Origin of the sequence: Streptomyces sp. NPDC127117 (assembly GCF_042677325.1) — a bacterium.
Lineage (GTDB): Bacteria > Actinomycetota > Actinomycetes > Streptomycetales > Streptomycetaceae > Streptomyces.
On the sequence record NZ_JBHXTM010000089.1, the window covers coordinates 1 to 25,745 of the forward strand.

At 72.6% G+C, this 25,745-nt stretch carries 20 protein-coding genes and 2 tRNA genes; 17 read left to right on the plus strand and 5 right to left on the minus strand.

From position 1 onward, the window contains the following. The first annotated feature begins 144 nt into the window (after window positions 1–144). The 7 genes from ACFVH0_RS38525 to ACFVH0_RS38555 all read left to right on the plus strand — a co-directional run bounded on the left by ACFVH0_RS38525 (window position 145) and on the right by ACFVH0_RS38555 (window position 7,610). Complete coding sequence (locus ACFVH0_RS38525; protein ID WP_385828082.1) at window positions 145–1,356, plus strand: acyl-CoA dehydrogenase family protein; 1,212 nt, start codon at window positions 145–147, stop codon at window positions 1,354–1,356. A 5-nt stretch (window positions 1,357–1,361) separates the two neighbouring features. Next, window positions 1,362–2,330: a bifunctional MaoC family dehydratase N-terminal/OB-fold nucleic acid binding domain-containing protein gene (locus ACFVH0_RS38530; RefSeq protein ID WP_385828108.1), complete on the plus strand. Its 969-nt coding sequence runs from the start codon at window positions 1,362–1,364 to the stop codon at window positions 2,328–2,330. A gap of 1 nt (window position 2,331) precedes the next feature. Beyond that, window positions 2,332–3,390, plus strand: coding sequence for an acyl-CoA dehydrogenase family protein (locus ACFVH0_RS38535; RefSeq protein ID WP_385828084.1), 1,059 nt, complete (start codon window positions 2,332–2,334; stop codon window positions 3,388–3,390). 2 nt (window positions 3,391–3,392) lie between these two features. After that, entirely contained in the window at window positions 3,393–3,788 is a 396-nt protein-coding gene (locus ACFVH0_RS38540) for a MaoC family dehydratase (RefSeq protein WP_385828109.1), read from the plus strand. Next, window positions 3,785–4,951, plus strand: a complete 1,167-nt coding sequence (locus tag ACFVH0_RS38545) for a lipid-transfer protein (RefSeq protein ID WP_385828086.1) — start codon at window positions 3,785–3,787, stop codon at window positions 4,949–4,951. The genes ACFVH0_RS38540 and ACFVH0_RS38545 overlap by 4 nt, the downstream gene beginning before the upstream one ends. A gap of 184 nt (window positions 4,952–5,135) precedes the next feature. After that, complete coding sequence (locus tag ACFVH0_RS38550; RefSeq protein ID WP_385828087.1) at window positions 5,136–5,816, plus strand: SigE family RNA polymerase sigma factor; 681 nt, start codon at window positions 5,136–5,138, stop codon at window positions 5,814–5,816. A gap of 144 nt (window positions 5,817–5,960) precedes the next feature. Next, window positions 5,961–7,610: a long-chain fatty acid--CoA ligase gene (locus ACFVH0_RS38555; RefSeq protein ID WP_385828089.1), complete on the plus strand. Its 1,650-nt coding sequence runs from the start codon at window positions 5,961–5,963 to the stop codon at window positions 7,608–7,610. Between the two features lie 69 nt (window positions 7,611–7,679). Here ACFVH0_RS38555 and ACFVH0_RS38560 read toward each other — a convergent pair whose 3' ends face one another. Both ACFVH0_RS38560 and ACFVH0_RS38565 read right to left on the minus strand, forming a co-directional pair. Further along, window positions 7,680–11,585: a PAS domain-containing protein gene (locus ACFVH0_RS38560; RefSeq protein ID WP_385828091.1), complete on the minus strand. Its 3,906-nt coding sequence runs from the start codon at window positions 11,583–11,585 to the stop codon at window positions 7,680–7,682. Window positions 11,586–11,857: 272 nt separating this feature from the next. Next, on the minus strand, window positions 11,858–12,313 hold the full coding sequence (locus ACFVH0_RS38565) for an SSI family serine proteinase inhibitor (RefSeq protein WP_385828093.1): 456 nt from the start codon (window positions 12,311–12,313) through the stop codon (window positions 11,858–11,860). 230 nt (window positions 12,314–12,543) lie between these two features. Between ACFVH0_RS38565 and ACFVH0_RS38570 the strand changes: the two genes are divergently transcribed. The 8 genes from ACFVH0_RS38570 to ACFVH0_RS38605 all read left to right on the plus strand — a co-directional run bounded on the left by ACFVH0_RS38570 (window position 12,544) and on the right by ACFVH0_RS38605 (window position 20,720). Next, window positions 12,544–12,634, plus strand: a tRNA-Ser gene (locus ACFVH0_RS38570). Window positions 12,635–12,863: 229 nt separating this feature from the next. Next, window positions 12,864–12,936, plus strand: a tRNA-Arg gene (locus ACFVH0_RS38575). An 81-nt stretch (window positions 12,937–13,017) separates the two neighbouring features. Next, the gene (locus tag ACFVH0_RS38580; RefSeq protein ID WP_385828095.1) at window positions 13,018–13,899 is read left to right on the plus strand and encodes a DUF2797 domain-containing protein; all 882 of its coding nucleotides are present in this window, start codon (window positions 13,018–13,020) and stop codon (window positions 13,897–13,899) included. Between the two features lie 38 nt (window positions 13,900–13,937). Further along, a complete protein-coding gene (locus tag ACFVH0_RS38585; protein WP_385828097.1) occupies window positions 13,938–14,816 on the plus strand; it encodes an amidohydrolase family protein in 879 nt (292 codons plus the stop codon). A gap of 85 nt (window positions 14,817–14,901) precedes the next feature. Then, window positions 14,902–15,642, plus strand: coding sequence for a response regulator transcription factor (locus tag ACFVH0_RS38590; protein ID WP_385828099.1), 741 nt, complete (start codon window positions 14,902–14,904; stop codon window positions 15,640–15,642). Then, complete coding sequence (locus ACFVH0_RS38595; protein WP_385828100.1) at window positions 15,635–17,197, plus strand: ATP-binding protein; 1,563 nt, start codon at window positions 15,635–15,637, stop codon at window positions 17,195–17,197. The genes ACFVH0_RS38590 and ACFVH0_RS38595 overlap by 8 nt, the downstream gene beginning before the upstream one ends. 26 nt (window positions 17,198–17,223) lie before the next feature. Continuing rightward, window positions 17,224–18,570, plus strand: coding sequence for a glycosyltransferase (locus ACFVH0_RS38600; RefSeq protein ID WP_385828101.1), 1,347 nt, complete (start codon window positions 17,224–17,226; stop codon window positions 18,568–18,570). Then, window positions 18,567–20,720 carry an ArnT family glycosyltransferase gene (locus ACFVH0_RS38605; RefSeq protein WP_385828102.1) on the plus strand — a complete coding sequence of 718 codons (2,154 nt, stop codon included), beginning with the start codon at window positions 18,567–18,569 and terminating at the stop codon, window positions 20,718–20,720. Before ACFVH0_RS38600 ends, ACFVH0_RS38605 begins: the two co-directional genes overlap by 4 nt. A gap of 3 nt (window positions 20,721–20,723) precedes the next feature. Here ACFVH0_RS38605 and ACFVH0_RS38610 read toward each other — a convergent pair whose 3' ends face one another. Beyond that, complete coding sequence (locus ACFVH0_RS38610) at window positions 20,724–21,587, minus strand: endonuclease/exonuclease/phosphatase family protein (RefSeq protein WP_385828103.1); 864 nt, start codon at window positions 21,585–21,587, stop codon at window positions 20,724–20,726. A 131-nt stretch (window positions 21,588–21,718) separates the two neighbouring features. Here ACFVH0_RS38610 and ACFVH0_RS38615 point away from each other — a divergent pair, with 131 nt between their 5' ends. Next, a complete protein-coding gene (locus tag ACFVH0_RS38615; RefSeq protein WP_385828104.1) occupies window positions 21,719–23,248 on the plus strand; it encodes an MFS transporter in 1,530 nt (509 codons plus the stop codon). Window positions 23,249–23,346: 98 nt separating this feature from the next. Next, window positions 23,347–24,105 carry a TetR/AcrR family transcriptional regulator gene (locus ACFVH0_RS38620; protein ID WP_385828105.1) on the plus strand — a complete coding sequence of 253 codons (759 nt, stop codon included), beginning with the start codon at window positions 23,347–23,349 and terminating at the stop codon, window positions 24,103–24,105. 169 nt (window positions 24,106–24,274) lie between these two features. On the opposite strand, the gene ACFVH0_RS38625 is transcribed toward ACFVH0_RS38620, so the two are convergent. Together ACFVH0_RS38625 and ACFVH0_RS38630 are read right to left on the minus strand one after the other, a co-directional pair. Beyond that, entirely contained in the window at window positions 24,275–24,745 is a 471-nt protein-coding gene (locus ACFVH0_RS38625; RefSeq protein WP_385828106.1) for a PPOX class F420-dependent oxidoreductase, read from the minus strand. 41 nt (window positions 24,746–24,786) lie between these two features. After that, window positions 24,787–25,602 (minus strand): YceI family protein, encoded by an 816-nt coding sequence (locus tag ACFVH0_RS38630; RefSeq protein ID WP_385828107.1) that lies wholly within the window; start codon window positions 25,600–25,602, stop codon window positions 24,787–24,789. Window positions 25,603–25,745 lie beyond the last annotated feature (143 nt).

Sequence of the window (25,745 nt, forward strand, 5' to 3'; positions counted from 1 at the left end):
GTGCTTCGGCACCCTCGCGCGGACCGTTCTGCGTTCTGCGGCGACGGCGTGCGAGGGGCGTCATCGGCCTTGACAGTGGATGCAGACCTGACGGACAGTCAGAAACCCTGATCCGTACGCCCCGTGTCCGGGAGGCAGCCCGCCGTGCACCTCGCCCAGACGGAACGCCAGCAGCAGCTGCGCGCCGAACTACGCACGTACTTCCGCGAGGTGATGCCCGGGAGGGACGCGGGCGCCGCCCCGGGCGCCGAGGACCCGGACGGGCAGCGGCGGGTGCTGCGCAGGATCGGCGCCGACGGGATGCTCGGACTGGGCTGGCCCGTCGAGTACGGCGGCCAGGGGCGCGGCGCCGACGAGCAGTTCGTCTTCTTCGACGAGGCGTACCGGGCGGGGGCGCCCGTCTCGATGGTCACCCTCAACACCGTCGGCCCGACGCTGATGAAGTACGGGACCGAGGAGCAGAAGGCGTACTTCCTGCCCAGGATCCTCAGCGGCGACCTCGTCTTCGCCATCGGCTACAGCGAGCCCGAGGCCGGTACGGACCTCGCCGCGATGCGCACCAGGGCGGTGCGGGACCGCGGCGACGCAGTCGGCCAGGACGGTGCCGGGGACGGCGGCCACTGGGTGATCGACGGCCAGAAGATCTTCACCAGCAACGCCCAGAACGCGGACTGGATCTGGCTCGCCTGCCGTACGGATCCCGAGGCGCCCAAGCATCAGGGCATCTCGATCATCCTCGTCCCGACCGATTCCCCCGGCTTCTCCTGGACGCCGATCGAGACGGTGGGCGGCCTCACCACGACGGCCACCTACTACGACGGGATACGGGTGCCCGCCGCCAACCTGGTGGGTCCGGAGAACGGCGGCTGGGGGCTCATCACCAATCAGCTGAACCATGAACGGGTGGCCCTCGCCGCGATCGGGATGCAGGCCGAGGACTTCTACGAGGCGGCCCTCGCCCACGCCTGTACCCCCGACCCCGTGACGGGCGGGCGCCCGGCCGACGAGCCGTGGGTGCGCGGCCGGCTGGCCGAGGCGTACGCCCGGCTCGCGGCGACGCGCCTGCTCAACTGGCGTCTGGTGGGCGAGGTCGGGGCGGGTTCGCCGGCCCCGGGCGAGGCGAGCGGCGTGAAGTTCGCGGGGACCGAGAGCGCCGTCGAGGTGTACCGGATGTGCCAGGAGATCACCGGCGAGGCGGGCATGGTGCGGGGCGGTTCGCCCGGCGCCTTCGGGGACGGGGAGCTGGAGCGGATGAACCGGGCGGCGCAGATCAACACCTTCGGGGGCGGGGTGAGCGAGGTGCAGCGGGAGATCGTCGCGACCATGCGGCTCGGCATGAAGCGGGGCCGGCGGTGACGGCCGTGCGGGACGGGCGGCAGGTGCCCGGCGGACCGCGCGAGCCGGACGCGCCGGACGAGCTGTACGGGCGGCTCAAGGCGTTCGAGGGGCGGCCCGCCGCGACCGCAGGCGTCGGCAAGGACCCGGTCAACGAGCCGATGATCAGGCACTGGTGCGAGGCGATGGGCGACGCCGACCCCGCGTACCGCGGCCCGGACGCGGTCGCTCCGCCGACGATGCTCCAGGCGTGGACGATGGGCGGGCTTTCGGGGCACACCGACCGCTCCGAGGCGTACGAGGAACTCTTCGGCCTGCTCGACGGCGCGGGATACACCTCGGTGGTCGCGACCGACTGCGAGCAGGAGTACCTGCGACCGCTGCGGCCCGGGGACCGGATCACCTTCGACGCGGTCATCGAATCGGTCTCGCGGCGCAAGACCACCAAGCTCGGGACGGGCTATTTCGTCACCACGCGCATGGACGTCCGGGCGGACGGCGAACCCGCCGGGACGCACCGCTTCCGGATCCTCAAGTACACCCCGGCGGCGGCGAAGCGGGCGGCGCGCGGCGGCGGCCGGAACCTGCGCCCGAGGCCGGTGATCAACCGGGACAACGCCGGGTTCTGGCAGGGCGTCGCCGAGCACCGGCTGCTGATCCAGCGGTGCACCGGGTGCGGCACGCTGCGCTTCCCCTGGCTGCCCGGCTGCAACGCGTGCGGCTGCCAGGAGTGGGACACCGTCGAGGCGAGCGGCGAGGGCACCGTCTTCAGCCATGTGGTGATGCACCACCCGCCCTTCCCCGCCTTCGCCGGCGACGGGGCGGGCGGGCCGTACGCGGTGGCGCTGATCGAGCTGGCCGAGGGGGTGCGGATGGTCGCCAATGTCATCGGTGTGCCGTACGACAAGGTGCGGCCGGGAATGCCGGTGCGGCTGGAATTCCTGCGTACGGACCCCGAGCTGGAGCTCCCGGTCTTCCGGGGAGGCGAGGGCTGAGATGGATTTCGCACCCACCGAGGAGCAGAGCGCGGCCCAGGGGCTCGCGGCGCGGATCTTCGGCGATCTGTCGACGCCCGAGCGCCTGGCCGTGGCCGGCACGGGGACGGACGCCGAGCTGTGGAAGGAACTCTGCGCGGCCGGGCTGACCGCGGCCGTCGAGGAGACCGGACTGCTCGGCCTGGTGCTCCTGCTGGAGGAGCAGGGCCGCACGACGGCCCAGGTGCCGTTCGCGGCGAGCTGTGTGTACGGGCTGCTGGCCGTAGCCCGGCACGGCACGGACGAACAGCGGGAACGGCTGCTGCCCGCGCTGAGGGACGGTACGGCCGTCGCCACCGGGGCCTTCCCGTCGCGCGGCGGGATACGGGCGGACGGCGAGGACACCGATGCCGACGGCGGTGGCGGGCGGCTGAGCGGCAGCGTGCCGTACGTGCCGTGGCTGCGCGACGCCGGCCTCGTCCTCGTCCCGGACCGGGAGGCGCGGCTGTGGATCGTGAGGACCGGTGATCCCGGTGTGCTGACCGAGCCGGTGGAGACCACGGCGCCCTGGTCGGCGGCGCGGCTCGTCCTGGACGGGGCGGCCGGGGAGCGGCTCGGCGGCGCCGGGGCGTACGGGGCGGTACTGGCGGCGGCCCGGACGGCGTTCGCCGGACTGCAGGCCGGGGTGTGTGCCGGTTCGCTGGCCCGCGCCGTCGCGCACGTGAACACGCGGGAGCAGTTCGGGCGCCCGCTCTCCACCAAACAGGGAGTGCTGCTGCGCGCCGCCGATGCCCATATGGACATCGAGGCGATCCGGGTCACCGCGTACGAGGCGGCCTGGAGGTACGACACGGGACTGCCGTACGGACCACAGGCGCTCACCGCGGCCTGGTGGGCCTCGGAGGCCGGCAAGCGGGTGGTGCACACCGGGCAGCATCTGCACGGCGGCACGGGCGCGGACCTAGACCATCCCGTACACCGCCACTTCCTCTGGGGGCGGCAGCTCGACGCCTATCTGGGCCGCGGCGGCGAACTGCTTCAGGAACTCGGCGATTCGCTGGTGAAGGAGGGCACGGAGTGAAGGTGCAAGCCGGTGACGAACTCGCGCCGCTGGAGATCGCGGTGACCCGCACCCTGATCGTGGCGGGCGCGATCGCCTCCCGCGACTACCAGGACGTGCACCACGACGCGGAGCTGGCCCGGGAGAAGGGATCACCGGACATCTTCATGAACATCCTCACGACCAACGGCCTGGTCGGCAGGTACGTGACCGACCGGCTCGGCCCCTCGGCCGTGCTCCGCAAGGTCGCCATCAGGCTCGGCGCGCCCAACTACCCCGGGGACACCATGGTCCTGAGCGGCACGGTCACCGCCGTCGCGGACGACGGGACCGCCGAGGTGGCCGTCGTCGGCTCCAACGGCCTGGGCAGGCACGTCACCGGCACGGTGACCGTCGGCGTACCGCGGGGGGCGGCATGAGTGTGCGCAGGGCCGATTCGCTCGGCGGCAGGGCGGCGGTCGTGGGGATCGGCGCGACCGAGTTCTCCAAGGACTCCGGGCGCAGCGAGCTGAAGCTGGCCGTCGAGGCGGTGCGGGCCGCCCTCGACGACGCCGGGCTGACCCCCGCCGACGTGGACGGGCTCGTCACCTTCACCATGGACACCAGCCCGGAGATCACCGTCGCCCAGGCGGCCGGGATCGGTGAGCTGTCCTTCTTCTCCCGCATCCACTACGGCGGCGGGGCGGCCTGCGCCACCGTCCAGCAGGCGGCGATGGCCGTGGCGAGCGGGGTGGCCGACGTGGTGGTCTGCTACCGCGCGTTCAACGAGCGCTCGGGACGCAGATTCGGCTCCGGCGTGCAGCAGCGGGAGCCCACCGCGGAAGGCACGGCGCTCGGCTGGAACCTGCCCTTCGGTCTGCTCACCCCGGCCTCCTGGGTCGCCATGGCCGCCCAGCGCTATCTGCACGCCTACGGGCTGACGCCGGACGTCTTCGGCCATGTCGCGGTCACCGACCGCCGCCATGCCGCCCGGAACCCGGCGGCGTACTTCTACGGGAAGCCGATCACCCTGGCCGACCACGCCGCGTCGCGGTGGATCGTCGAACCGCTGCGGCTGCTCGACTGCTGCCAGGAGACCGACGGCGGGCAGGCGATCGTCGTCACCAGCGCCGAACGGGCCCGGGACCTGCCGCAGCCGCCCGCCGTGATCGTGGCCGCCGCGCAGGGGGCCGGCCGGGCGCAGGAGCAGATGACGAGCTTCTACCGCGACGACCTGACCGGCCTGCCGGAGATGGGTGTGGTCGCCCGGCAGCTCTGGCGCAGCTCCGGCCTCTCCCCCTCCGACATCGACGTGGGGATCCTCTACGACCACTTCACCCCCTTCGTCCTGATGCAGCTGGAGGAGTTCGGCTTCTGCGCGCCGGGGGAGGCGGCCGGCTTCGTCGCGGCGGACGCGCTGCCCCTGAACACCCACGGGGGCCAGCTGGGGGAGGCGTATCTGCACGGCATGAACGGCATCGCGGAGGCGGTCCGGCAGATCCGAGGCTCGTCGGTGAACCAGGTGTCCGGGGCGGCCCGGACCCTGGTCACGGCAGGTACCGGAGTACCCACCTCGGGACTGATCCTCGGCACGGACGACTGAGCGCGCCCGGCCCCGGGACGGCGCCCGCGGCCGGGCCAGGGCTCAGGGGGCGCCCCTGAGCCCGGGAGACTACGACTCCACCTACAGGAGGTGGAGCAGGCCCCACCCCTACACCCTGAGGCGGACGCGCTTTCGGGACCTGGGGCCGATCCCCCGCAGCGGTGCCCGCTTCTAGCGTGGAGCCATGACCACGCCAGTCTGCACGGGCAGCTCCGGGGGAGCCGCCACCACCGGACACGCGCCGCACACGCCGTACCCGGTACACACCTCGCACACCACCGGGCACGGCTCACACGGCCTGCACGCCCCGGGGGCCGCACGCGCCGCGTACGCCTCGCGGAAGCCGTACACGCCCTACGCCCCCTACGCTCGCTACTCATCGTTCTCCTCGTTCGTCCGCGCGAGAGGGCCCGTGCTGCTGCGGGCCGCGCGCTCGCTCACCGCCAACCCGAGCGATGCCGAGGACCTGCTGCAGACCGCGCTCACCAAGACGTACGTCGCCTGGGAGCGGATCGAGGACCACCGGGCGCTCGACGGCTATGTCCGCCGGGCCCTGCTGAACACCCGGACCTCGCAGTGGCGCAAACGCAAGGTCGACGAGTTCGCCTGCGACGAGCTGCCCGAGCAGGAGTCCGCTCCGGCCCCCGACCCGGCCGAGCAGCAGACGCTGCACGACGCCATGTGGCGTGCCGTGCTGAAGCTGCCGGACCGGCAGCGGGCGATGGTGGTGCTGCGCTACTACGAGGACCTGAGCGAAGCCCAGACGGCCGAGGTGCTCGGGGTGTCCGTCGGCACCGTGAAGAGCGCGGTCTCGCGGGCGCTCGGCAAGCTCAGGGAGGACCCGGAGCTGGCTCCGGTGCGGTGACCCCGGGCGGTGGCAGCGCACCGGCCGGGCCTGATTCTGCCGAACGAAACCGATTCGTACTCCCGGAAGTAGTGACATACCGAACGGTATGTGAGCAGAATCAGGCCAACCTTACTGCCGCGTAGCGCCCACCGGGAGGACGCCGTGCTGAGCACCATGCAGGACGTACCGCTGACTGTCACCCGCATCCTCAGCCATGGGATGACCATTCACGGGAAGTCGCAGGTCACGACCTGGACCGGTGAATCCGGGCCGCAGCGGCGCAGCTTCGCCGAGATCGGCCGGCGCGCGACGCGGCTCGCGAACGCGCTGCGCGACGAGCTCGGTGTGGTCGCCGACCAGCGGGTGGGCACCCTCATGTGGAACAACGCCGAGCACGTCGAGGCGTATCTCGCGATCCCCTCGATGGGCGCGGTGCTCCACACGCTCAACCTCCGCCTCCCGGCCGAGCAGCTGGTCTGGATCGTCACTCACGCCGACGACAAGGTCCTCATCGTCAACGGCTCGCTGCTGCCGATGCTCGCACCGCTCCTGCCCCGGCTGACGTCGGTCGAGCACGTGATCGTCACCGGTCCGGGCGACCTTTCGCTCCTCGACGGGGCGGCGCCCCGGGTGCACGAGTACGAGGAGCTGATCGCCGGCCGCCCCACCCACTACGACTGGCCCGAGCTGGACGAACGCCAGGCCGCCGTCATGTGCTACACCTCCGGCACCACCGGCGAACCCAAGGGCGTCGTCTACTCCCACCGCTCCATCTACCTGCACTCCATGCAGGTCAACATGGCCGAATCCATGTCCCTGACCGACAACGACACCACGCTGGTGGTCGTGCCCCAGTTCCATGTGAACGCCTGGGGGCTGCCGCACGCGGCGTTCATGTCCGGCGTCAGCATGCTCATGCCGGACCGGTTCCTGCAGCCCGCCCCGCTCGCCGAGATGATCGAGCGCGAGCGGCCGACCCACGCCGCCGCCGTCCCCACCATCTGGCAGGCACTGCTCGCCGAGGTCACCGCCAACCCGCGCGACGTCAGCTCCATGGCCCGCGTCATCATCGGCGGCGCCGCCTGCCCGCCCTCCCTCATGGCGGCCTACGACAAGCTCGGCGTCCGCCTCTGCCAGGCCTGGGGCATGACGGAGACCTCGCCGCTCGGCACCATCGCCCACCCGCCCGCCGGACTGAGCGAGGAGGAGGGCTGGCCCTACCGCGTCACCCAGGGCCGCTTCCCGGCCGGCGTGGAGGCGCGGCTGGTCGGCCCCGGCGGCGAGCACCTGCCGTGGGACAACCAGTCGGCCGGTGAGCTGGAGGTGCGCGGCCCCTGGATCTCCGGGTCCTACTACGGGGGCAGGGACGGCGAGACCCTGCGCCCCGAGGACAAGTTCAGCGAGGACGGCTGGCTGAAGACCGGTGACGTCGGTGTGATCAGCGAGGACGGCTTCCTCACGCTCACCGACCGGGCCAAGGACGTCATCAAGTCCGGCGGCGAGTGGATCTCCAGCGTCGCACTGGAGAACGTACTGATGGCGCACCCCGATGTGGCCGAGGCGGCCGTCGTCGCCGTCCCGGACGAGAGGTGGGGCGAACGGCCGCTGGCGACCGTGGTCCTCAAGGACGGGGCGAGCGCCGACTACGAGGCGCTGAAGGACTTCCTCGCCACGTCGGGCATCGCCAGGTGGCAGCTGCCGGAGCGCTGGACGGTCATCGCGGCCGTGCCGAAGACCAGCGTCGGCAAGTTCGACAAGAAGGTGATCCGCAGGCAGTACGCGGAGGGCGAGCTGGACATCACCCAGCTCTGAGCCGAGGGCCGTGGGCACGACGAGGGCGGTACGGGAGGCTCCCGTATCGCCCTCGTCATGTCCGGTGTCTCAGTTCGTACCGATCTTCGCGAGCAGGTCGACGATGCGCGCCTGGACCTCTTCGCTCGTGGACCGCTCGGCCAGGAAGAGCACGGTCTCGCCCGAGCTGAGCTTCGGCAGCTCCGGTCCGTGCATGTCGGCGGAGGTATAGACGACCAGCGGGGTCCGGTTCAACTGACCGTTCGCGCGCAGCCAGTCGACGATGCCGGCCCGGCGGCGGCGCACCTGCATCAGGTCCATCACCACGAGGTTGGGCCGCATCCGGGTGGCGAGCGACACCGCCTCGCTGTCCGTGGAGGCCCGCGCCACCTGCATGCCGCGGCGCTCCAGGGTCTCCGTCAGCGCCAGCGCGATCTCCTCGTGCTCCTCGATCAACAGCACCCGGGGCGGATGCTGTTCGCTGTCGCGCGGGGCGAGCGCCTTGAGGAGCACGGCGGGGTCGGCACCGTACGCCGCCTCCCGCGAGGCCTGCCCCAGGCCCGCCGTCACCAGCACCGGAACCTCGGCCGCCACGGCCGCCTGACGCAGCGACTGGAGGGCCTTGCGGGTGATGGGGCCGGTCAGCGGATCGACGAACAGCGCGGCGGGGAACGCCGCGATCTGGGCGTCGACCTCCTCGCGCGAGTGCACGATCACCGGCCGGTAACCGCGGTCGCTCAGCGCCTGCTGGGTGGAGACATCGGGCGCGGGCCAGACGAGCAGCCGGCGCGGGTTGTCCAGCGGCTCCGGGGGCAGCTCGTCGTCGACCGGCTGCGGCGAGGGGCGGTTGGCGACCTCGACCGCGCCGCCCGGACCGTCCAGCGGCTCCGGCCCCTCGGCGCCCTCGTCGGGCGCCCCTATCGCGTACGCACGCCCCTCGGCCTCCGGGCCGGAGCGCAGCGGGCCCTGCGCGGGGACGGACGGGGACGGCGCCGACGCGGCGGCCTGCGGGGTGCGCTCGCCCTCCGGCGGCGCGGCGAGCTTGCGGCGCCGTCCGGCACCGCCGAGCGTCTGGTTCTGCTGGTGCGCGATGTGCTGGGCGAACGGCACGCCCTGCCCGAGCGTCCGCACACTGAACGCGCGCCCCTGAGTCGAGTCCGACGAGCCGCCGGGCATCGGAGCCTCCGCGGGCAGCGGCTGCCTACGCGCGTCCGCCAGGGGCGCGATGCCCCGGGCGTGGCCTTCCGGGCCCTCCGGGCTCTCCTCGGGGTCTGGCGAGACGGCCGTGGTGCCCGTGGCGTGCGTGGTCCGTCCGGCCGCGAGCGGCTCCGCACCCTCGCCGGGCAGGTCTTCGCCCTGCTCGGGCTGCTCGGCCTGTGGCGGGGCCTCGGAGTGGCGGGCCCGGCGACGGCCGGTCGGTACGGGATGCGGCTGGGGCGGGGTGTGGTCGTCGTCCGGCGCGATGCGCACGGCGTCATGGCGCCCCGGCAGCGAGGCGTCCGCGTCGGCGACCGGGGCCGGGGACCGGTCGGCCTCCGCCGGCGGCAGCGCGAACGCGGTACGGGGCCCTGCGGGCTCCGCCTGGGCGGTCCGCTCCTGGGCGGCCGCCAGCGCACGCCGGGCCCGCCGCCCGGTCGGCGGGGACGCCTGCGACGGTACGGGCGAACCGGCAGCCGAGGCGGAATCCGGAGCCGGGACCTGAGCCGGGGCCGAATCCGAGGCGGAGGCAGGCAGAGCCAGCTGGTTCTGTCCCTGCGCCTGGTTCCGGCTCTCGGCACCCTGACGCGCGCGGTGTCCGCCCGCGGGCACCGGCACACCGATCTGCCCCTCGGCCGGCACACCCTGCGGCGGCACGGTCTGGCCGAGCTGCGGCCGGCTGCTGCCGCCGCCCTGCGCGCCCTCGGCAGCCGTCACCACGGAACCCTCGGACGGCGCGGACGGCGAGGCGGGCGCCGAGGCCGCGGGCAACGCCAGCGCCTGCCCGGCACCCGACCCGGGAGACCCGGCCGACGGGGCAGAAGAAGCGGAGGCGTCGGACGCGGCCGACCCGGGCACCGGGTGCTGGGCACCGGTCTCGGCCGGGCTCGGCCGGCCCCGCCTGCGCCCCGAACCCTCGCTGCGCGCGTTCTCCGCGACCTGGACGTCCGGCACCGCGGGCTCACGGCGCGCACGTCGCCGCCCGGTCGGCTCGGCCGCGGCAGTGTCGCCGTCGGCCCCGGCACCGCCCACCGGGCTCTCCAGGAACGCGTCCGTGGACGACCGCCGCGCGCGTCGCCGCCCGCCGCCCGACTGCTGCCCGGTCTCCGGCCCGCCCCGACCGGCCACCGGCTCGGCCTCCGGCTCCGGCGCGGGCGCCGTCACCGTCCCCGAGCCGGCCCCCAACGGGACTTCGAGCACATACGCGCTGCCGCTCATCCCCGGCACCTCGTGCGTCTGGAGCACACCGCCGTGCGCCCGCACGATCCCGCGCACGATCGGCTCGTGCACCGGGTCTCCCCCGGCGAACGGTCCGCGCACCTCGATCCGTACGACCTCACCGCGCTGCGCCGCCGCGACGACGACCGTGGAGTCGACGTACCCGCCGCCGGGCACCACCCGGGCCTTGCCGGTCGAGTCGACCCCGGCGACATCCGCGACCAGGTGGGCCAGCGCGGTCACCAGCCGGGCCGCGTCCACCTCGGCCTCGATCGGCGGCGCGTGCACGGCGAACTGGGCGCGCCCGGGACCGATCAGCTCGACGGACGCGTCGATACCGGCCGTCACGACCGAGTCGAGCAGCACGTTCGCCTTGACCAGCTTCTCGGAGCCGGCGTCCAGGCGCTGGTAGCCGAGGACGTTGTCGACGAGGGTGGTCATCCGGGCGTAGCCCGCCGCCAGGTGGTGCAGGATCTGGTTGGCCTCGGGCCACAGCTGCCCCGCCGGGTCGGCGGCGAGCGTCGAGAGTTCGCCGCGCAGCTCCTCCAGCGGGCCGCGCAGCGATTCGCCGAGCACGGCGGTGAGCTGGGTGTGCCGGTCGGTCAGCGCCGCCAGCCGGTCGGCCTGCGCCTCCAGCTCGGCCGCGTACCGCTCGGTCCGGTCGGCCAGCTCCGAGCTGTGCCGCTCCGTCAGCTCGGTGACCTCGGCGGTGTGGCTGTCGGTCAGTTCGGCGAGTTCGGCCCGGTGCTGCGCGCCGAGCTCCTCGTACGGCCTGCGGTCGGTGAACGTCATGACGGCGCCGACCAGCTGGTCGCCGTCCCGGACCGGCGCGGTGGTCAGGTCGACCGGCACCTGCGCGCCGCTCTTGGACCACAGGACCTGGCCGCGCACCCGGTGCTTGCGCCCGGACCTGAGGGTGTCGGCGAGCGGCGACTCCTCGTACGGGAACGGCTCGCCCTCCGCCCGCGAGTGCAGGATCAGCGGATGCAGCTCCTGGCCGCCCAGGTCGCTGGCGCGGAAGCCGAGGATCTGCGCGGCGGCGGGGTTGACCAGCACGACCCGGCCGTCGGTGTCCGTACCGACGACCCCCTCGGCCGCGGCCCGCAGGATCATCTCGGTCTGCCGCTGCGAACGGGCCAGTTCGGCCTCGGTGTCCACGGTGCCCGACAGATCCCGTACGACGAGCATCAGCAGCTCGTCGCCCGTGTAACTGCCGCTGTAGCTGCTCTGGAAGTCGTTGTACGCGGCCTGCCCGTCCTCCAGGCTGGCGCTGGTGACCTCGACCGGGTACTCGGTGCCGTCGGTCCGCCGGGCGATCATCCGGGTCGGCTTCGTACGGCTGCGGTCGTCGGCGGCGTCGGCGCGGCGCATCGAGCCGGGGATCAGCTTGGAGTCGAACTCGGGCAGCAGGTCCAGGAGCCCGCGCCCGACCAGCGCGGTGCCCGGCGTCTCGAACATTTCCAGCGCGATGGTGTTGGCGTTGACGACCGTGCCGTTGCAGTTGACGAGCAGCAGCCCGTCGGGGAGTGCATCGAGTATGGCTGCGAGGCGAGCAGCGCCTCGGGATGGCCTGCTGCTCACGACGACGCTTCCTCCCTGGTTACCGCACCTTGCCGACAGCGGGCCCCATCTTGCCCCTCGGGCCGCAGGCTGTCACTGGAGGAGTCTAAAGGCAGCGGAGCGACGTGGGGCTGCGGATGAGGGGGAGCTCTCACCAAGGTTCTGTGCATACGGTGTACGACTCCGCCCCGTCATGTGTCGTCGATGTGCCCCGGCCGGGGCACGATTCCCTGCTCACGGGGTACGCCCGGTTCGTCCGGACGCACTCCGGTCACCGGACCGCCCCGGCCCGGTCACCGGACGTTGGGGAGCACCGGGATCAGATTGTTCCAGCGGGAGATCTCGCAGCCGTTGGTCCGGCTGAAGACCGTGTCGATGTGCCGCCCCTCCCAGGTCCCGGTGATCCGGGCGGTGGCCGGACCCCCGAACTGCAGGGTGCACAGCGCGTCCTCGGGCACCGGGGCGAACGGGTCCTCGTCCTCGCCCGCCAGTTCGTCCAGCCGGTCGCAGGCCCGCTCGGCCACCGGATGGCTGCCGCCCGCGGGCGCGCACCGCAGCTCGAAGGTCCCCTCGGCCGCGGAGTCCTCCGAGCCCGAGACGGTGATCGTCAGCCGGGCACGGGCGTCGTCCTGGAGCACGGGCAGCGGCAGGGGCAGCGGGACGGGGCCGGTGGCCGCGGTCGCGGCCGGGGTGACGGCGGACAGCGTGGCGAGGGAGACGACGGCGGTGAGGGCGAGGCGGCGCAACATTGCGGGCTCCTGTGCTCGTGCACTGCGGGCGGGAGTGCCGGTGGAACGGACGGAAGGACGGGAGGGCGGCGCCTCCGACATCACTAACGCTCCGCGCGCCACGGCGTTGCGCAACCGCAGGCGCTTTGCCCTCGCACCCGACTGCCTAGTACCGTAGGCAGCGATTGGTGACGCACCGCTCAGTTGTGTCATCATCTGCACGCACCACTCGCGCTCGCGCGGGGTGTGCTGGAGGCGTCGCCTAGTCCGGTCTATGGCGCCGCACTGCTAATGCGGTTTGGGTCTTAAAGCCCATCGAGGGTTCAAATCCCTCCGCCTCCGCTTCATCACCGAAGCCCCGTGCCACCGGCACGGGGCTTCGGTCGTATCCGGACCCGAACGATCCGCCGACGCCGTCCCGAACGGTCCCGGCAGCACTCGCACGACACCGTCGTACAGGGTGTTTCCGCAGGTCAGGACTGGTGGGGCTAAAGGATTTCGCGTCACGGCGCAGGTCATGTAATGTTGTTCTCGCAACGCCGACCGGGGAGAAAAAAACCGGGAAGCACAAGCACTCGTAGCTTAACGGATAGAGCATCTGACTACGGATCAGAAGGTTGCAGGTTCGAATCCTGCCGAGTGCACAGCAGGCAAGAGGCCCCCAGGAGAAATCCCGGGGGCCTCTTGCCGTTCCCTCCGTCTGTACCGAATCCGGGGGTTCGTCCATGGGGTGGCAGTGCACCGGGCTGCGGTGGCCGGATGTGCAGGGGCCGCCCGTGCTGGGCTGGCGGCGGGGCAGGGCCGTACGGGTGAGTGCGCAGGCGTACGGGACGGAGTTCGGGTTCCGGGCCGAGGGGGAGCGGCGGTGTATCGGGGCGCGCGGGAATGTGTGCCCGGTGGGGGCCCCGGTGTCGGAGCGGAGCACGGGCGCGCGGTGTCCGGAGTGTGCGCGGCTGGACCGGGCGCATTCGGTGGCCGCCGACACGATCGCCGACGACCCGAGGACGTACCGGGTGTATCTCGCCTGGTTCGGGCCGGGGATGGTGAAGGTCGGGATCACCGCCGAGCAGCGGGAGGCGGCACGGCTGCGTGAGCAGGGGGCCGTGGTGTTCAGCTGGCTGGGGCGGGGGCCGTTGATGGCGTGCCGGCGGACCGAGGAGCTGCTGCGGTCGGCGCTCGGGGTGCCGGACCGGATTCCGTACGTGAGGAAGAGGGCCGTGCGCGGGGCGCTGCCGGGGGCGGCGGAGCGCCGTGCCGAGGTGGCGGAGCTGTACGGGCGGGCCGTGGCGCTGGAGGGGGACGGCTGGCCGGAGTCGCTGGAGCGGCTGCCGTTCGAGGCGGTCGACCACGTCGGGGTGTTCGGGCTCGACGGTGCTGCCGAGCCGGCGTGGGCCGTCACCGGGTTGGTGGCCGGGGGCGCGGTCGCGGGGCGGCTGGTGGCGGCGGCCGGGCCCGATCTGCATCTGGCGACGGCGACGGACGGGGTCGTGGTGCTGGACACCCGGCTGATGACCGGGTGGGAGCTGGTGGCGGCGGACCCGCGGGCCGGGGTGGGGGTGCCGGTGGCGGATCTCGGGGGCGGTGGCGTGCAGGGCGGGCTGTTCTGAGATCGTCGGAACGGTCCGGACGGTGAGAGGGGCGCGGGATGAGTGGTGACGCCGACGACGTCGTGCGGTTCTGGCAGCGGCTGGGGCTGCCCGGAATCATCGATGTCCATACGCACTTCATGCCGGAGCGGGTGCTCAGCAAGGTCTGGGCGTACTTCGACTCGGCGGGGCCGCTGACCGGGATGGAGTGGCCGATCGCCTACCGGCACGACGAGGACGAACGCCTCGCGCTGCTGCGTTCGTTCGGCGTGCTCCGGTTCACCTCGATGCTCTACCCGCACAAGGCCCGGATGGCCGCCTGGCTGAACGGCTGGGCCGCCGACTTCGCCCGCCGGGTGCCGGACTGTCTGCACACCGCGACGTTCTTCCCGGAGGAGGGCGTCGAGCGGTATGTCCGCGAGGCCGTCGAAGCGGGGGCGCGGGTCTTCAAGTCGCACGTCCAGGTGGGTGCGTACGACGCCAATGACCCGCTGCTGGAGCCGGTCTGGGGGCTGCTCGCGGAGGCCGGGATCCCGGTGGTGATGCACTGCGGCTCCGGGCCGGCGCCCGGTAAGCACACGGGCCCGGAGCCGGTCGGCCGGCTGCTCGCCCGGCATCCGCGGCTGCCGCTGATCGTGGCGCACATGGGGATGCCGGAGTACGCGGAGTTCCTGGCGCTCGCGGAGGCGTACCCGCGGGTGCGGCTCGACACGACGATGGCGTTCACGGACTTCACGGAGGACTTCACCCCGTTCCCGCCGGCCGAGCGGGGGCGGCTCGCGGCGCTCGGGGACCGGATCCTGCTGGGCACGGACTTCCCGAACATCCCGTACCCGTACGCCCATCAACTGCACGCCCTGGAACGGCTGGAGCTGGGGGACGACTGGCTGCGGGCGGTCTGTCACGGGAACGCGAGCGCGTTGTTCGGCGTGGGCTGACCGCCGCAGCCGGGCCGGCCCTTTTCTCAGGGAATTCACAGAAACGGGTAAGGGCCCTTTCACGGGAGCCTCACAGGGTTGGGGCATGACGACGACGACCTCGCCCCAGGGACGTACCGAACTGCTGAGGGCGGACCGCACCCCGGTCCGTGTGCTGGTGGTGGACGACGAGGCACCCCTCGCCGAGCTGCTGTCCATGGCCCTGCGCTACGAGGGCTGGGAGGTGCGCAGCTCCGGGGACGGTGCCGGGGCCGTCCGGATGGCGCGCTCCTTCCGGCCCGACGTGGTGATCCTCGATGTGATGCTGCCCGACACGGACGGGTTCGCCGTGCTCGGCAGGCTGCGGCGGGAGCTCGCCGAGGTGCCCGTACTGTTCCTGACCGCACGCGACGCGGTGGAGGACCGGATCGCCGGTCTCACGGCGGGCGGCGACGACTACGTCACCAAGCCGTTCAGCCTGGAGGAGGTCGTGGCACGGCTGCGCGGGCTGATCCGGCGCTCCGGCACGGCCGTGGTGCGCAGCGAGTCGACACTCGTCGTCGGCGATCTGATCCTCGACGAGGACAGCCACGAGGTCAGCCGGGGCGGTACGTCCATCCATCTCACCGCGACCGAGTTCGAGCTGCTGCGCTTCCTGATGCGCAATCCGCGGCGGGTGCTGAGCAAGGCGCAGATCCTCGACCGGGTGTGGAACTACGACTTCGGCGGACAGGCGAACGTCGTCGAGCTGTACATCTCGTACCTGCGCAAGAAGATCGACGTCGGACGCTCACCGATGATCCACACCCGGCGCGGGGCGGGATACCTCATCAAGCCCGGTGAGTAGGCTCCCCCGCGGGTGGCGGGGGCCGTGGACGCTGCGGACCCGGCTGGTGGTCTCGGCGGTCACGCTGATCGCCGTCGTCGCCGCGGTCATCGGGACGGTCACCACCATCGCCTTCCGCAGCTACATGTACGACAAGCTCGACGACCAGCTCGACACCATCGCCATGCGGGCCGCGAAGCCGCCCGGCAGGGGCCCGATGCCCGGCGGCGGTGTGCCGCAGAGCCTCGACCCGCTGGCCTTCGTCGACTCCCGCGGGCTGCCCGTCGGCGCCTTCGGGGCGGTACTGGCGGACGGCTCGGTCACCGAGTCGCGCGTGGTCGTGGCGAGCAGCACCACGCCGGGGCCCGGCTCCGAGGACAGCGGACAGTCGATGACCGCCGCCCAGAGCAGGGCGCTGGCGGCGGCGGACCTCTCCGTCGGGGAGGACGCGCGCACCGTCGACCTGCCGGGGCTCGGGTCCAACCGGGTGGTAGCGGTCACCGATCCGCACGGCACCACCGTCCTGGTCGGCCTTCCCGCCGCCGAAGTGGGCTCCGCGCTCACCGCCCTGATCCTCGTCGAGGTCTGCGTCACCGGCGCCGGACTGATCGCGGCGGGGATCGCGGGCGCCGCCATGGTCGGTGTCGCCCTGCGGCCGCTGCGCCGGGTCGCCGCGACCGCGACCAGGGTCTCCGAACTCCCGCTGCACAGCGGCGAGGTGGCCCTGCTGGAACGGGTACCGCAGCCCCAGGCCGATCCGCGTACCGAGGTCGGCCAGGTGGGCGCGGCGCTCAACCGGATGCTGGGGCACGTGGGTTCGGCGCTGGAGGCCCGGCAGAAGAGCGAGACGCGGGTACGCCAGTTCGTCGCGGACGCCAGCCATGAGCTGCGCACCCCGCTCGCCTCGATCCGCGGATACGCCGAGCTGACCCGGCGCGGCCGCGAGGAGGCCGGACCCGACACCCGGCACGCCCTGGGGCGGATCGAGTCCGAGGCGGAACGGATGACCGGCATGGTGGAGGATCTGCTGCTGCTCGCCCGGCTGGACGCCGGACGCCCGCTCGGCCTGGAGAGCACCGACCTCTCCCCCGTCGTCGTCGACGCGCTGAGCGATGCCCGCGCCGCCGGGCGCAGCGGCCACCACTGGCGCCTCGAACTTCCGGACGAGCCCGCGACCGTGCACGGCGATCCGACCAGGCTCCACCAGGTGCTGGTCAACCTGCTGGCGAACGCCCGTACCCACACCCCGCCCGGCACCACCGTCACGGTCCGGGTGCGGTGCGCGGCCGGACGGCCGTGGGTGACGCTGGAGGTCCAGGACGACGGGCCCGGCATTCCGCCCGAGCTGCTGCCGCACGTCTTCGAGCGGTTCGCCCGGGGTGACGCCTCGCGCTCCCGCAACGCGGGCTCCACCGGGCTCGGGCTCGCCATCGTGCAGGCCGTCGTCGCCGCGCACGGCGGCCGGGCCGAGGTGGACTCGGTGCCGGGACGCACGGTGTTCGCCGTCCAGCTGCCCGCGGAACCCGAGGCCGGTCCGTACTCACAGCAGAGGGACAGGCTCAGCACACCGGTGTGACAGCGGGGTTGGCGAGTGTCGGCCGCATGCGAACCGACACTCCCTGGGGCACCCTGCCGGCCCGGGACCACCTCCTCGCCGGAGCGGTCGATGCGGCGGGTGCGCCCGTACTCGATGTGGTGGTACCCGTCTTCAACGAGGAGAAGGACCTCGAACCGTGTGTGCGGCGCCTGCACGACCATCTGGCGCGCACCTTCCCGTACAGCTTCCGGATCACCGTCGCGGACAACGCCAGCACCGACCGGACCCCGCAGGTGGCGGCCGGGCTCGCGGAGGTGCTGCCCCGGGTGCGCTCGTACCGTCTGGAGGAGAAGGGGCGGGGGCGGGCGCTGCGCACCGTCTGGTCGCATTCGGACGCCCCGGTCCTGGCCTACATGGACGTCGACCTGTCCACCGACCTCAACGCGCTGCTGCCGCTGGTCGCGCCGTTGATCTCGGGCCATTCCGACCTGGCCATCGGCTCCCGGCTGAGCCGTGGTTCGCGGGTGGTGCGGGGGTCGAAGCGGGAGTTCATCTCGCGCGCCTACAACCTGATTCTCCGCTCGTCGCTGGCCGCCCGGTTCAGTGACGCGCAGTGTGGGTTCAAGGCCATCCGGCGCGATGTCGCGAAGCGGCTGCTGCCGATGGTGGAGGACTCGGGGTGGTTCTTCGACACCGAGCTGCTGGTGCTCGCCGAGCGCGCCGGGCTGCGCATCCACGAGGTGCCGGTCGACTGGGTCGACGACCCCGACTCCACCGTCCACATCGTGCGGACGGCGACCGAGGACCTGAAGGGCGTGTGGCGGGTGGGGCGGGCGCTGGCGGTCGGCGCACTGCCGCTGGACCGGCTGGCCCGGCCCTTCGGGGACGATCCGCGCGACCGTGCGCTGAGCGGGGTGCCTGGCGGACTGGCCCGGCAGCTCGTCGGGTTCTGCGTCGTCGGGGCGCTCTCCACACTCTGCTACCTCGCCCTGTACTCGCTGTTCCGGCTGGGGGCCGGCCCGCAGCTCGCCAACGGCGGTGCGCTGCTGGTGTCGGCCGTCGCCAATACGGCGGCCAACCGGAGGCTCACCTTCGGTGTACGGGGACGGGGCGGGGCCGTACGACATCAGGCGCAGGGCCTGGTCGTCTTCGCCATCGGCCTCGCGCTGACCGGCGGATCACTGGCCGCGCTCGGGGCGGCGTCCGGATCCCCGTCGCACGGCACGGAGCTCGCCGTGCTGATCGCGGCCAATCTCGCGGCGACCGTGCTGCGGTTCCTGCTCTTCCGCGCCTGGGTCTTCCCGGACCGGGCGGACCGGAGCCGAGAGGCGTACGAGGACGGCCCGGCCGCGGCCGCTCCTTCGGCCGGGCACGCCGATGACACTCACCACGAACTGGGGAACGTCCGATGACCACGCTGCATCCCGACCACCTTCCGGCCCCGCCGGGCACGCCGACGCCCCCGCCGGCCCACGGACGCCCGAACAGTTCCCTGACGCACCGGATGTGGCGGGGCAGGCCGGAGGACCCGCGCTGGGCGCGGCCGGCCTTCCTCGCGCTGCTGCTGGTCATCGCGGGCGCGTACGTGTGGAACCTCAGCGCCTCCGGCTACGCCAACTCCTTCTACTCCGCCGCCGCGCAGGCGGGCAGCCGGAGCTGGAAGGCCTTCTTCTTCGGTTCGCTGGACGCGGCCAACGCCATCACCGTCGACAAGCCCCCGGCCGCCCTCTGGCCGATGGCCCTGTCGGTACGCGTCCTCGGCCTCAACTCCTGGGCGATCCTGCTCCCGCAGGTGCTGATGGGGGTGGCCACGGCCGGGGTGCTGTACGCGGGCGTACGCCGCCGCTTCAACGCCGTCGCCGGGCTGATCGCGATGGTGGTGTTCGCGCTCACACCGGTGGCCGCGCTGATGTTCCGCTTCAACAATCCGGACGCGCTGCTGGCGCTGCTGATGACCGTCACGGTCTACTGCGTGCTGCGCGCGCTGGAGCACGGCCGCACCAAGTGGCTGGTGTGGGCGGGCGTCGCGGTCGGGTTCGCGTTCCTGACGAAGACCCTCCAGGCGTTCCTGATCCTGCCGCCGCTGGCCGTGCTGTACGCGCTGTGCGCGCCGGTCCCGGTACGCCGACGGCTCGGCCAACTCGGGCTCTCGGCCCTCGTGATGGCCGTCGCGGGCGGCTGGTGGGTCGCGATCGTCGAACTGTGGCCCGCCTCGTCCCGCCCGTACATCGGCGGCTCGCAGAACAACTCCTTCCTCGAACTGACCTTCGGCTACAACGGCCTGGGCCGGATCAACGGCGACGAGACCGGCAGTGTCGGCGGCGGGGGCGGTCCGGGCGGCGGGTCCGGCGGCCAGTGGGGCGAGACCGGCATCGGCCGGATGTTCAACTCCGAGATCGGCGGCCAGATCTCCTGGCTGCTGCCCGCCGCGCTGATCCTGCTGGCCGCGGGCGTCCGGCTGACCTGGCGGGCGAAGCGGACCGACACGGCCCGTGCGGCGTTCCTCGCCTGGGGCGGCTCGCTGCTGATGACGGCGGTCGTCTTCAGCTTCATGGCCGGCATCTTCCACCAGTACTACACGGTCGCCCTCGCCCCCTACCTCGCGGCGCTGATCGGCATGGGCGCCACGGTCCTGTGGGAGGAGCGGTCGCGCTGGTGGGCGGGTGCCACGCTCGGCGGCACGGTCGCCGTGACGGCGTACTGGTCGTACGTGCTGCTGGGCCGGACCACGGACTACCTGCCGTGGCTGCGCACGGCCGTGCTCGTCGCCGGGATCGTCGGCGCGCTGGGGCTGCTGCTCGCGTCCCGGACGGGGCGCCGGGCGGCGATCGTCGCCGTGGGCCTGGGCTTCGCCGCGTCGCTGGCGGGGCCGACCGCGTACGCCGTGAGCACGCTGAACACCGGGCACCAGGGCTCGATCGTCACGGCCGGCCCGTCCGGCGGCGGGATGGGCGGCCCCGGCGGAGGTGGCCGCGGCGGCCCCGGCGGAGGCATGCGGTTCCCCGGCCAGGGCAACCAGCAGGGCAACCAGCAGGGCGGCGGCATGGGCCGGCCCCCGACCGGCACCCCGCCCGGCCAGGGCCAGGGGCAGGCGAACGGTCGGCCCGGCACCCCGGGGAACGGGCAGCAGCCCGGCGCCATGCCCGGCATGGGCGAGGGCTTCGCAGGACGCGGCGGAGGCGGAGGCATGGGCGGACTGCTCAACGGCGCGTCCGTCGGCACCGAGGCCGGGAAGCTCCTGGAGAAGAACGCCGGGGACTACACCTGGGCCGCCGCGGCCATCGGCTCGCAGAACGCCGCCAGCTACCAACTCGCCACCGGTGACCCGGTGATGGCGATCGGCGGCTTCAACGGAAGCGACCCGTCCCCGACGCTCTCCCAGTTCGAGAAGTACGTCGAGGACGGCCGGATCCACTACTTCATCTCCGGCGGCCGGGGCGGCGGCATGGGCGGCAACGGCACCTCGTCACAGATCTCCTCGTGGGTGGAGGAGAACTTCGAGAAGGTCACGGCCGGCAGCGCCACGTTCTACGACCTGACCCGGCCGAGGACGAGCGGCTGAGGCTCAGCGCCGCAGCAACAGGTCCGCGACAACAGGGCGGTGGTCCGAGGCGAGCGTCTCGGCCACCGCCGCGTCGCGTACCCGCACGGTGTCCTTCGACACCGCCACGTAGTCGATCCGCTGCACCGGATCCTGTGCCGGGTACGTGGGACCGCCGGGCTCCACGTCCGTGAGCTCCCGCCACAGCGGGGCGAGTTCGGGCGCGGCCGGCGCCGCGTTGAAGTCACCGAGCAGGATCTGCCGCACCGGCCGCCGCTCCGACCTCCGGTCCTCGGCCATGATCCGGCGGGTGTCGGCCACCTGGGCGATCCGGACGGACGGGTCGCCGCGGTAGTCGAGGTGCGTCGCGTACACGTGCACGGGCAGCCCCTTCACCCGCAGCACCACCTCACCGAAGCCGGGCGCGGGCGCCGGCACCGGGTTCGGGTCCTGGGTGGAGAGCCGGGTGATGTCGTGGTTCTCGGCGCTCACGATCCGGTACCGGGACAGCACCGCGACGCCGAACTCCCGGCTCGGCGCGCCCGGCGTCACCGGATCCAGGTGGTATATCGGGGCGAACGACACGTGCATGCCCAGCCGCCCGGCCAGCTCGCGGGCCAGGTCGCGCCACTCGCTGCGGTCGCCCCAGTGGACGTCGACCTCCTGGAGCCCGATCACATCGGCGTCCAGCGAGCGCAGTTCGGCGGTCTGCCGGTCGAGATCGAAGACGTTGTCCATGCCGGCCCCCGCATGGATGTTGTACGTGGCCACGCGCAGCGGCACCGAGTGCCCGTGCCCCTGATCCGCCGCCGCTGCGGGCGGCACCAGGGCGGTCACCGACAGCCCTGCCGCTACGAGCACTTCCACCGTACGACGACGCAGTGACATACCACTCCAGCCCTTGTCGGATCAGCGGCGAGCACGGTACCGCGCATAAATGTGTTGTACGCCGTACAGGATCAGCTATACGGTGTACAGCGCTTGCTACTCGTACACCGTATAAGGGATCAGGAGTCCGTATGACGGCGACCGCCGCCGAGCAGAACCACCTCTCGTCGCCGAGCCATCCGCAACGCTGGCTGATCCTCGGCGTCATCTGTCTCGCCCAGCTCACGGTGCTGCTCGACAACACCGTCCTCAACGTCGCGATCCCCTCCCTCACGCGGGAGCTGGACGCCTCCACCGCCGATGTGCAGTGGATGATCAACGCCTACTCGCTGGTCCAGTCGGGCCTGCTGCTCACGGCCGGCAGCTCCGCCGACCGCTACGGCCGCAAGAAGATGCTGATCGCCGGGCTCGCCCTGTTCGGCATCGGCTCGCTGGTGGCCGGGCTGGCCCAGACGTCCGTACAGCTGATCGCCGCCCGTGCGGGCATGGGCATCGGCGGTGCGCTGCTGATGACCACGACGCTCGCCGTCGTCGTGCAGATCTTCGACGAGACCGAGCGCGTCAAGGCGATCGGCATCTGGTCGACCGTCAGCTCGCTCGGGTTCGCCGTCGGACCGCTGATCGGCGGAGTGATGCTCGACCACTTCTGGTGGGGCGCGATCTTCCTGATCAACATCCCGGTCGCGGTCATCGGACTCGTTGCCGTGGCCCGGCTCGTCCCGGAGTCCAAGAGCGCCGGCGGCGAGCGCCCCGACCTGTTCGGCGCCCTGCTCTCCACCATCGGCATGGCATCCGTCGTGTACGCGATCATCTCCGGCCCGGGGCACGGCTGGACGTCGGGCCGGGTGCTGCTGACCGCCTTCGTCGGGGTCGCCGTCCTCACCGGCTTCGTGCTGTGGGAGCTGCACATCCCGTACCCGATGCTGGACATGCACTTCTTCCGGAACCAGAAGTTCATCGGGGCGGTCGCGGGCGCGATCCTGGTCGCCTTCGGGATGGGCGGCTCGCTCTTCCTGCTCACCCAGCAGCTCCAGTTCGTGCTCGGCTACGAGCCGTTGGAGGCCGGTCTGCGCACGGCCCCGCTGGCGCTGAGCGTCGTCGCGCTCAACCTCACCGGACTGGGCGCCAGGCTGGTGCCCAAGCTGGGTACGCCGGTCACCATCGCGTCCGGGATGAGCCTGCTGGCCGCGGGCCTGGCCGCGATCGCGCTGCTCGGCGGCGACGGCTACGGCGGCATGCTGCTCGGCCTGGTCGTGATGGGCGCGGGCATCGCGCTCGCCATGCCCGCCATGGCCAACGCGATCATGAGCGCCATCCCGCCGGAGAAGGCCGGGGTGGGCGCCGGGGTCAACGGCACCCTCGCCGAGTTCGGCAACGGCCTGGGAGTCGCCGTCCTCGGCGCGGTGCTCAACTCGCGGTTCGCGGCCCTGGTGCCGGCGGCCGTCGGGGCGGCGTCGCTGCCCGCCGCGCTCGCCTCGGCGGGCGACGCCGGTGAGCGGGCCCGGATCACGGACGCCTTCGCCTCGGGACTGGAGACCAGCCAGCTCTTCGGAGCGGTCGCGGTGCTGGTCGGCGGCCTGCTCGCGGCCGTGCTGCTGCGCCGCGCGGAGCGCGCGGAATCCGCCCGGCCGGACTCCACCGGCACCGCCGCGGCGGCATAGCATCAGGAGGGGCGCACCGGACCGTACGGATCCGTTCCGTGCGCGGGTCACGCGTACGAGGCCGGTCCGCCCCGCCGGCAAGACGAGGAGAGTGCGCCATGGTGTCCGCGGCCGACCGTGTGAAGAACCCCGCCAGGACCAGCGTGTGGCTGGATCAGCGGACACCGTCGCGCACCCGCAAACCGGACCAGGCGGCGGGCCTGGACCGGGAGAGGATCACCGCGACCTCGGTCCGGCTGCTGGACGCCGAGGGGCTCGCCAAGTTCTCCATGCGCAGGCTCGCCGCCGAGCTCGACGTCACCGCGATGTCCCTGTACTGGTACGTGGACACCAAGGACGACCTGCTGGAACTGGCCCTCGACTCGGTCTACAGCGAGTTCACGCCCCCGCGGGAGGACGCGCACTGGCACGACCGGCTGCGCGGAATGGCCGCCGAGTACCGGGAACTGCTCGTCCGGCACGTCTGGGTGTCGGCGCTCGCCGGCCACTTCCTCAACATCGGCCCGCACGCGATGCTGATGTCGTACGCCGTCCAGGACGTGATCCGGGCGACCGGCCTGCCGCTGGAACACCAGACCGGCGCGCTCTCCGCGGTCTTCCAGTTCGTGTACGGATTCGGCACGGTCGAGGGCCACTTCGCGCAGCGCAGCGCGGCTGCGGGAATCAGCCAGGAGCGTTACTACCAGCAGGCGATGGCCACGATCCGCGACCAGCCGGAGCTCAGCCGGATCATGGAGGCCTCGCAGGACCTGATGGACGCCCGCGGCGGCGACACGGTCGAGGAGATGCGCGACCGGGACTTCACGTTCGCCCTGGACCTGCTGATCGCGGGCATCGAGGCGATGCGGGACCGCTGAGGGGCCGTCGGGGACTGCTGAAGGGCGGCTGGGGAACGCCGAGGGCCGCCTGAAGACGCCGAGGACGGCCGGGGGCGCTGAGGGACCGCCGAGGACGGCCGGGGGGCCGCCGAGAGGCGTACTCCGTCCCCTCGGCGGTCCCGGCGGCCTCCGTTCGGACGCCTTCCGGTCAGTCGCCGGTCGCCAGGTGGGCCGGGAAGCCACCGGTGGCGATCGGCCCCCACCGCTCCGGAGTGATCCGGATGATCGACTTCCCCTGCTTCACCATCGCCGCCCGGTACTCGTCCCAGTCCGGGTGCTCACCCGAGATGTTCCGGAAGTAATCGACGAGCGGCTCGACCGACTCCGGCGAGTCGATCACCTCGGCCGAACCGTCGATCTGGACCCATGGCCCGTTCCACTCGTCGGACAGCACGATCACGCTGACCCGCGCGTCCCGCTTCGCGTTGCGGGTCTTGGCCCGTTCGGGGTAGGTCGAGACGACGATCCGCCCCGCGTCGTCGACCCCACAGGTCAGCGGGGAGCCCTGGGGGCGGCCGTCGGACCGGGTGGTCAGCAGGATCGCCCGGTGCCTGGGCCGTACGAAGGCCAGCAACTCGTCGAGTTCCACGGCTGTGTTCGTCGCGATATTGGGTGCCATGTCCGCAGACTACGACGGCGATGACTCACCCCGCACGGTGACTACGACGGCAGGGACTCGCCCTGCACCGCCTGGATGTCGAGCTCCACCCGCAGGGTCGTGCCGATCGCCGAGATGCCCGCCTGCACCACCTGGTTGTAGTTCATGGCGAAGTCCTCGCGGCGCAGCTCCGCCGTGGCGTTGAAGGCCGCACGCACCCCGCCCCACGGGTCCGGGCCCGTCCCGAGGTAGCTCAGGTTCAGGTCGACCGGGCGCACGACACCGTGCAGCGACAGCTCGCCGTGGACCAGCCAGCGGTCCGGGCCGGCCGGGGTCAGCCCGATCGAGCGGTACGTGATCTCCGGGAACCGGTCCGAGTCCAGGAAGTCGGGCGACCGCAGGTGCTTGTCGCGCATGCCGTTGCCGGTGTCGATGCTCGCCGCAGTGATGACCGCGTCGACCCGGGACCGCTCGACGTCCTCGGCGATCTCGATCCGGCCGCTGAACTCGGTGAACCGGCCGTGCACGCTGGAGATCCCCAGGTGCTGCGCGACCGCGGCCACCGAGGAGTGCGCCGGGTCCAGCGACCAGGTGCCCGGCGGCGGCAGCTCCACGCCGCCCTGGCGGGCCAGCACCACCGTGCCGGCCTCGACCCGCCCGCTCGCCGTGACGAGGGCGGTGGAGGCGGCGGGAGCGTACCCGACCGCCGTGACGATCACGGTGTACGCGCCGGCCTGCAGAGGACCGTCGGTCCGCACCGCCCCGTTCTCGTCGGCAGCGGCCCGCAGCACCTGCGCTCCGGTCATGTCGGTGACCGTCACGACCGCGTGCTGGACCGCCCAGCCGTCCCGCGTCCGTACCTGTGCGCGAAGTCCCATCCCGTTTTCTCTCCTTGCTCAATGACTCAATGAGTCGGGCCCCGGGGCGGGGGCGGGGGGGGGGGCGCGCGGGCCGCCCGGGCCCCACGCCCCCCCGCGCAACACGCCGCCCGCCCAGACGCCCCAAAACAAAAACCACAACA

Bases quoted from the DNA above. Each gene is read 5' to 3' on its own strand.
- ACFVH0_RS38585 (WP_385828097.1), top strand. From the start codon at position 13,938: ATGAGTGGTGACGCCGACGACGTCGTGCGGTTCTGGCAGCGGCTGGGG.
- ACFVH0_RS38610 (WP_385828103.1), bottom strand. From the start codon at position 21,587: ATGTCACTGCGTCGTCGTACGGTGGAAGTGCTCGTAGCGGCAGGGCTG.
- ACFVH0_RS38620 (WP_385828105.1), top strand. From the start codon at position 23,347: ATGGTGTCCGCGGCCGACCGTGTGAAGAACCCCGCCAGGACCAGCGTG.
- ACFVH0_RS38565 (WP_385828093.1), bottom strand. From the start codon at position 12,313: ATGTTGCGCCGCCTCGCCCTCACCGCCGTCGTCTCCCTCGCCACGCTG.
- ACFVH0_RS38545 (WP_385828086.1), top strand. From the start codon at position 3,785: ATGAGTGTGCGCAGGGCCGATTCGCTCGGCGGCAGGGCGGCGGTCGTG.
- ACFVH0_RS38605 (WP_385828102.1), top strand. From the start codon at position 18,567: ATGACCACGCTGCATCCCGACCACCTTCCGGCCCCGCCGGGCACGCCG.
- ACFVH0_RS38550 (WP_385828087.1), top strand. From the start codon at position 5,136: ATGACCACGCCAGTCTGCACGGGCAGCTCCGGGGGAGCCGCCACCACC.
- ACFVH0_RS38630 (WP_385828107.1), bottom strand. From the start codon at position 25,602: ATGGGACTTCGCGCACAGGTACGGACGCGGGACGGCTGGGCGGTCCAG.
- ACFVH0_RS38590 (WP_385828099.1), top strand. From the start codon at position 14,902: ATGACGACGACGACCTCGCCCCAGGGACGTACCGAACTGCTGAGGGCG.
- ACFVH0_RS38535 (WP_385828084.1), top strand. From the start codon at position 2,332: ATGGATTTCGCACCCACCGAGGAGCAGAGCGCGGCCCAGGGGCTCGCG.
- ACFVH0_RS38600 (WP_385828101.1), top strand. From the start codon at position 17,224: ATGCGAACCGACACTCCCTGGGGCACCCTGCCGGCCCGGGACCACCTC.
- ACFVH0_RS38625 (WP_385828106.1), bottom strand. From the start codon at position 24,745: ATGGCACCCAATATCGCGACGAACACAGCCGTGGAACTCGACGAGTTG.
- ACFVH0_RS38615 (WP_385828104.1), top strand. From the start codon at position 21,719: ATGACGGCGACCGCCGCCGAGCAGAACCACCTCTCGTCGCCGAGCCAT.
- ACFVH0_RS38580 (WP_385828095.1), top strand. From the start codon at position 13,018: ATGGGGTGGCAGTGCACCGGGCTGCGGTGGCCGGATGTGCAGGGGCCG.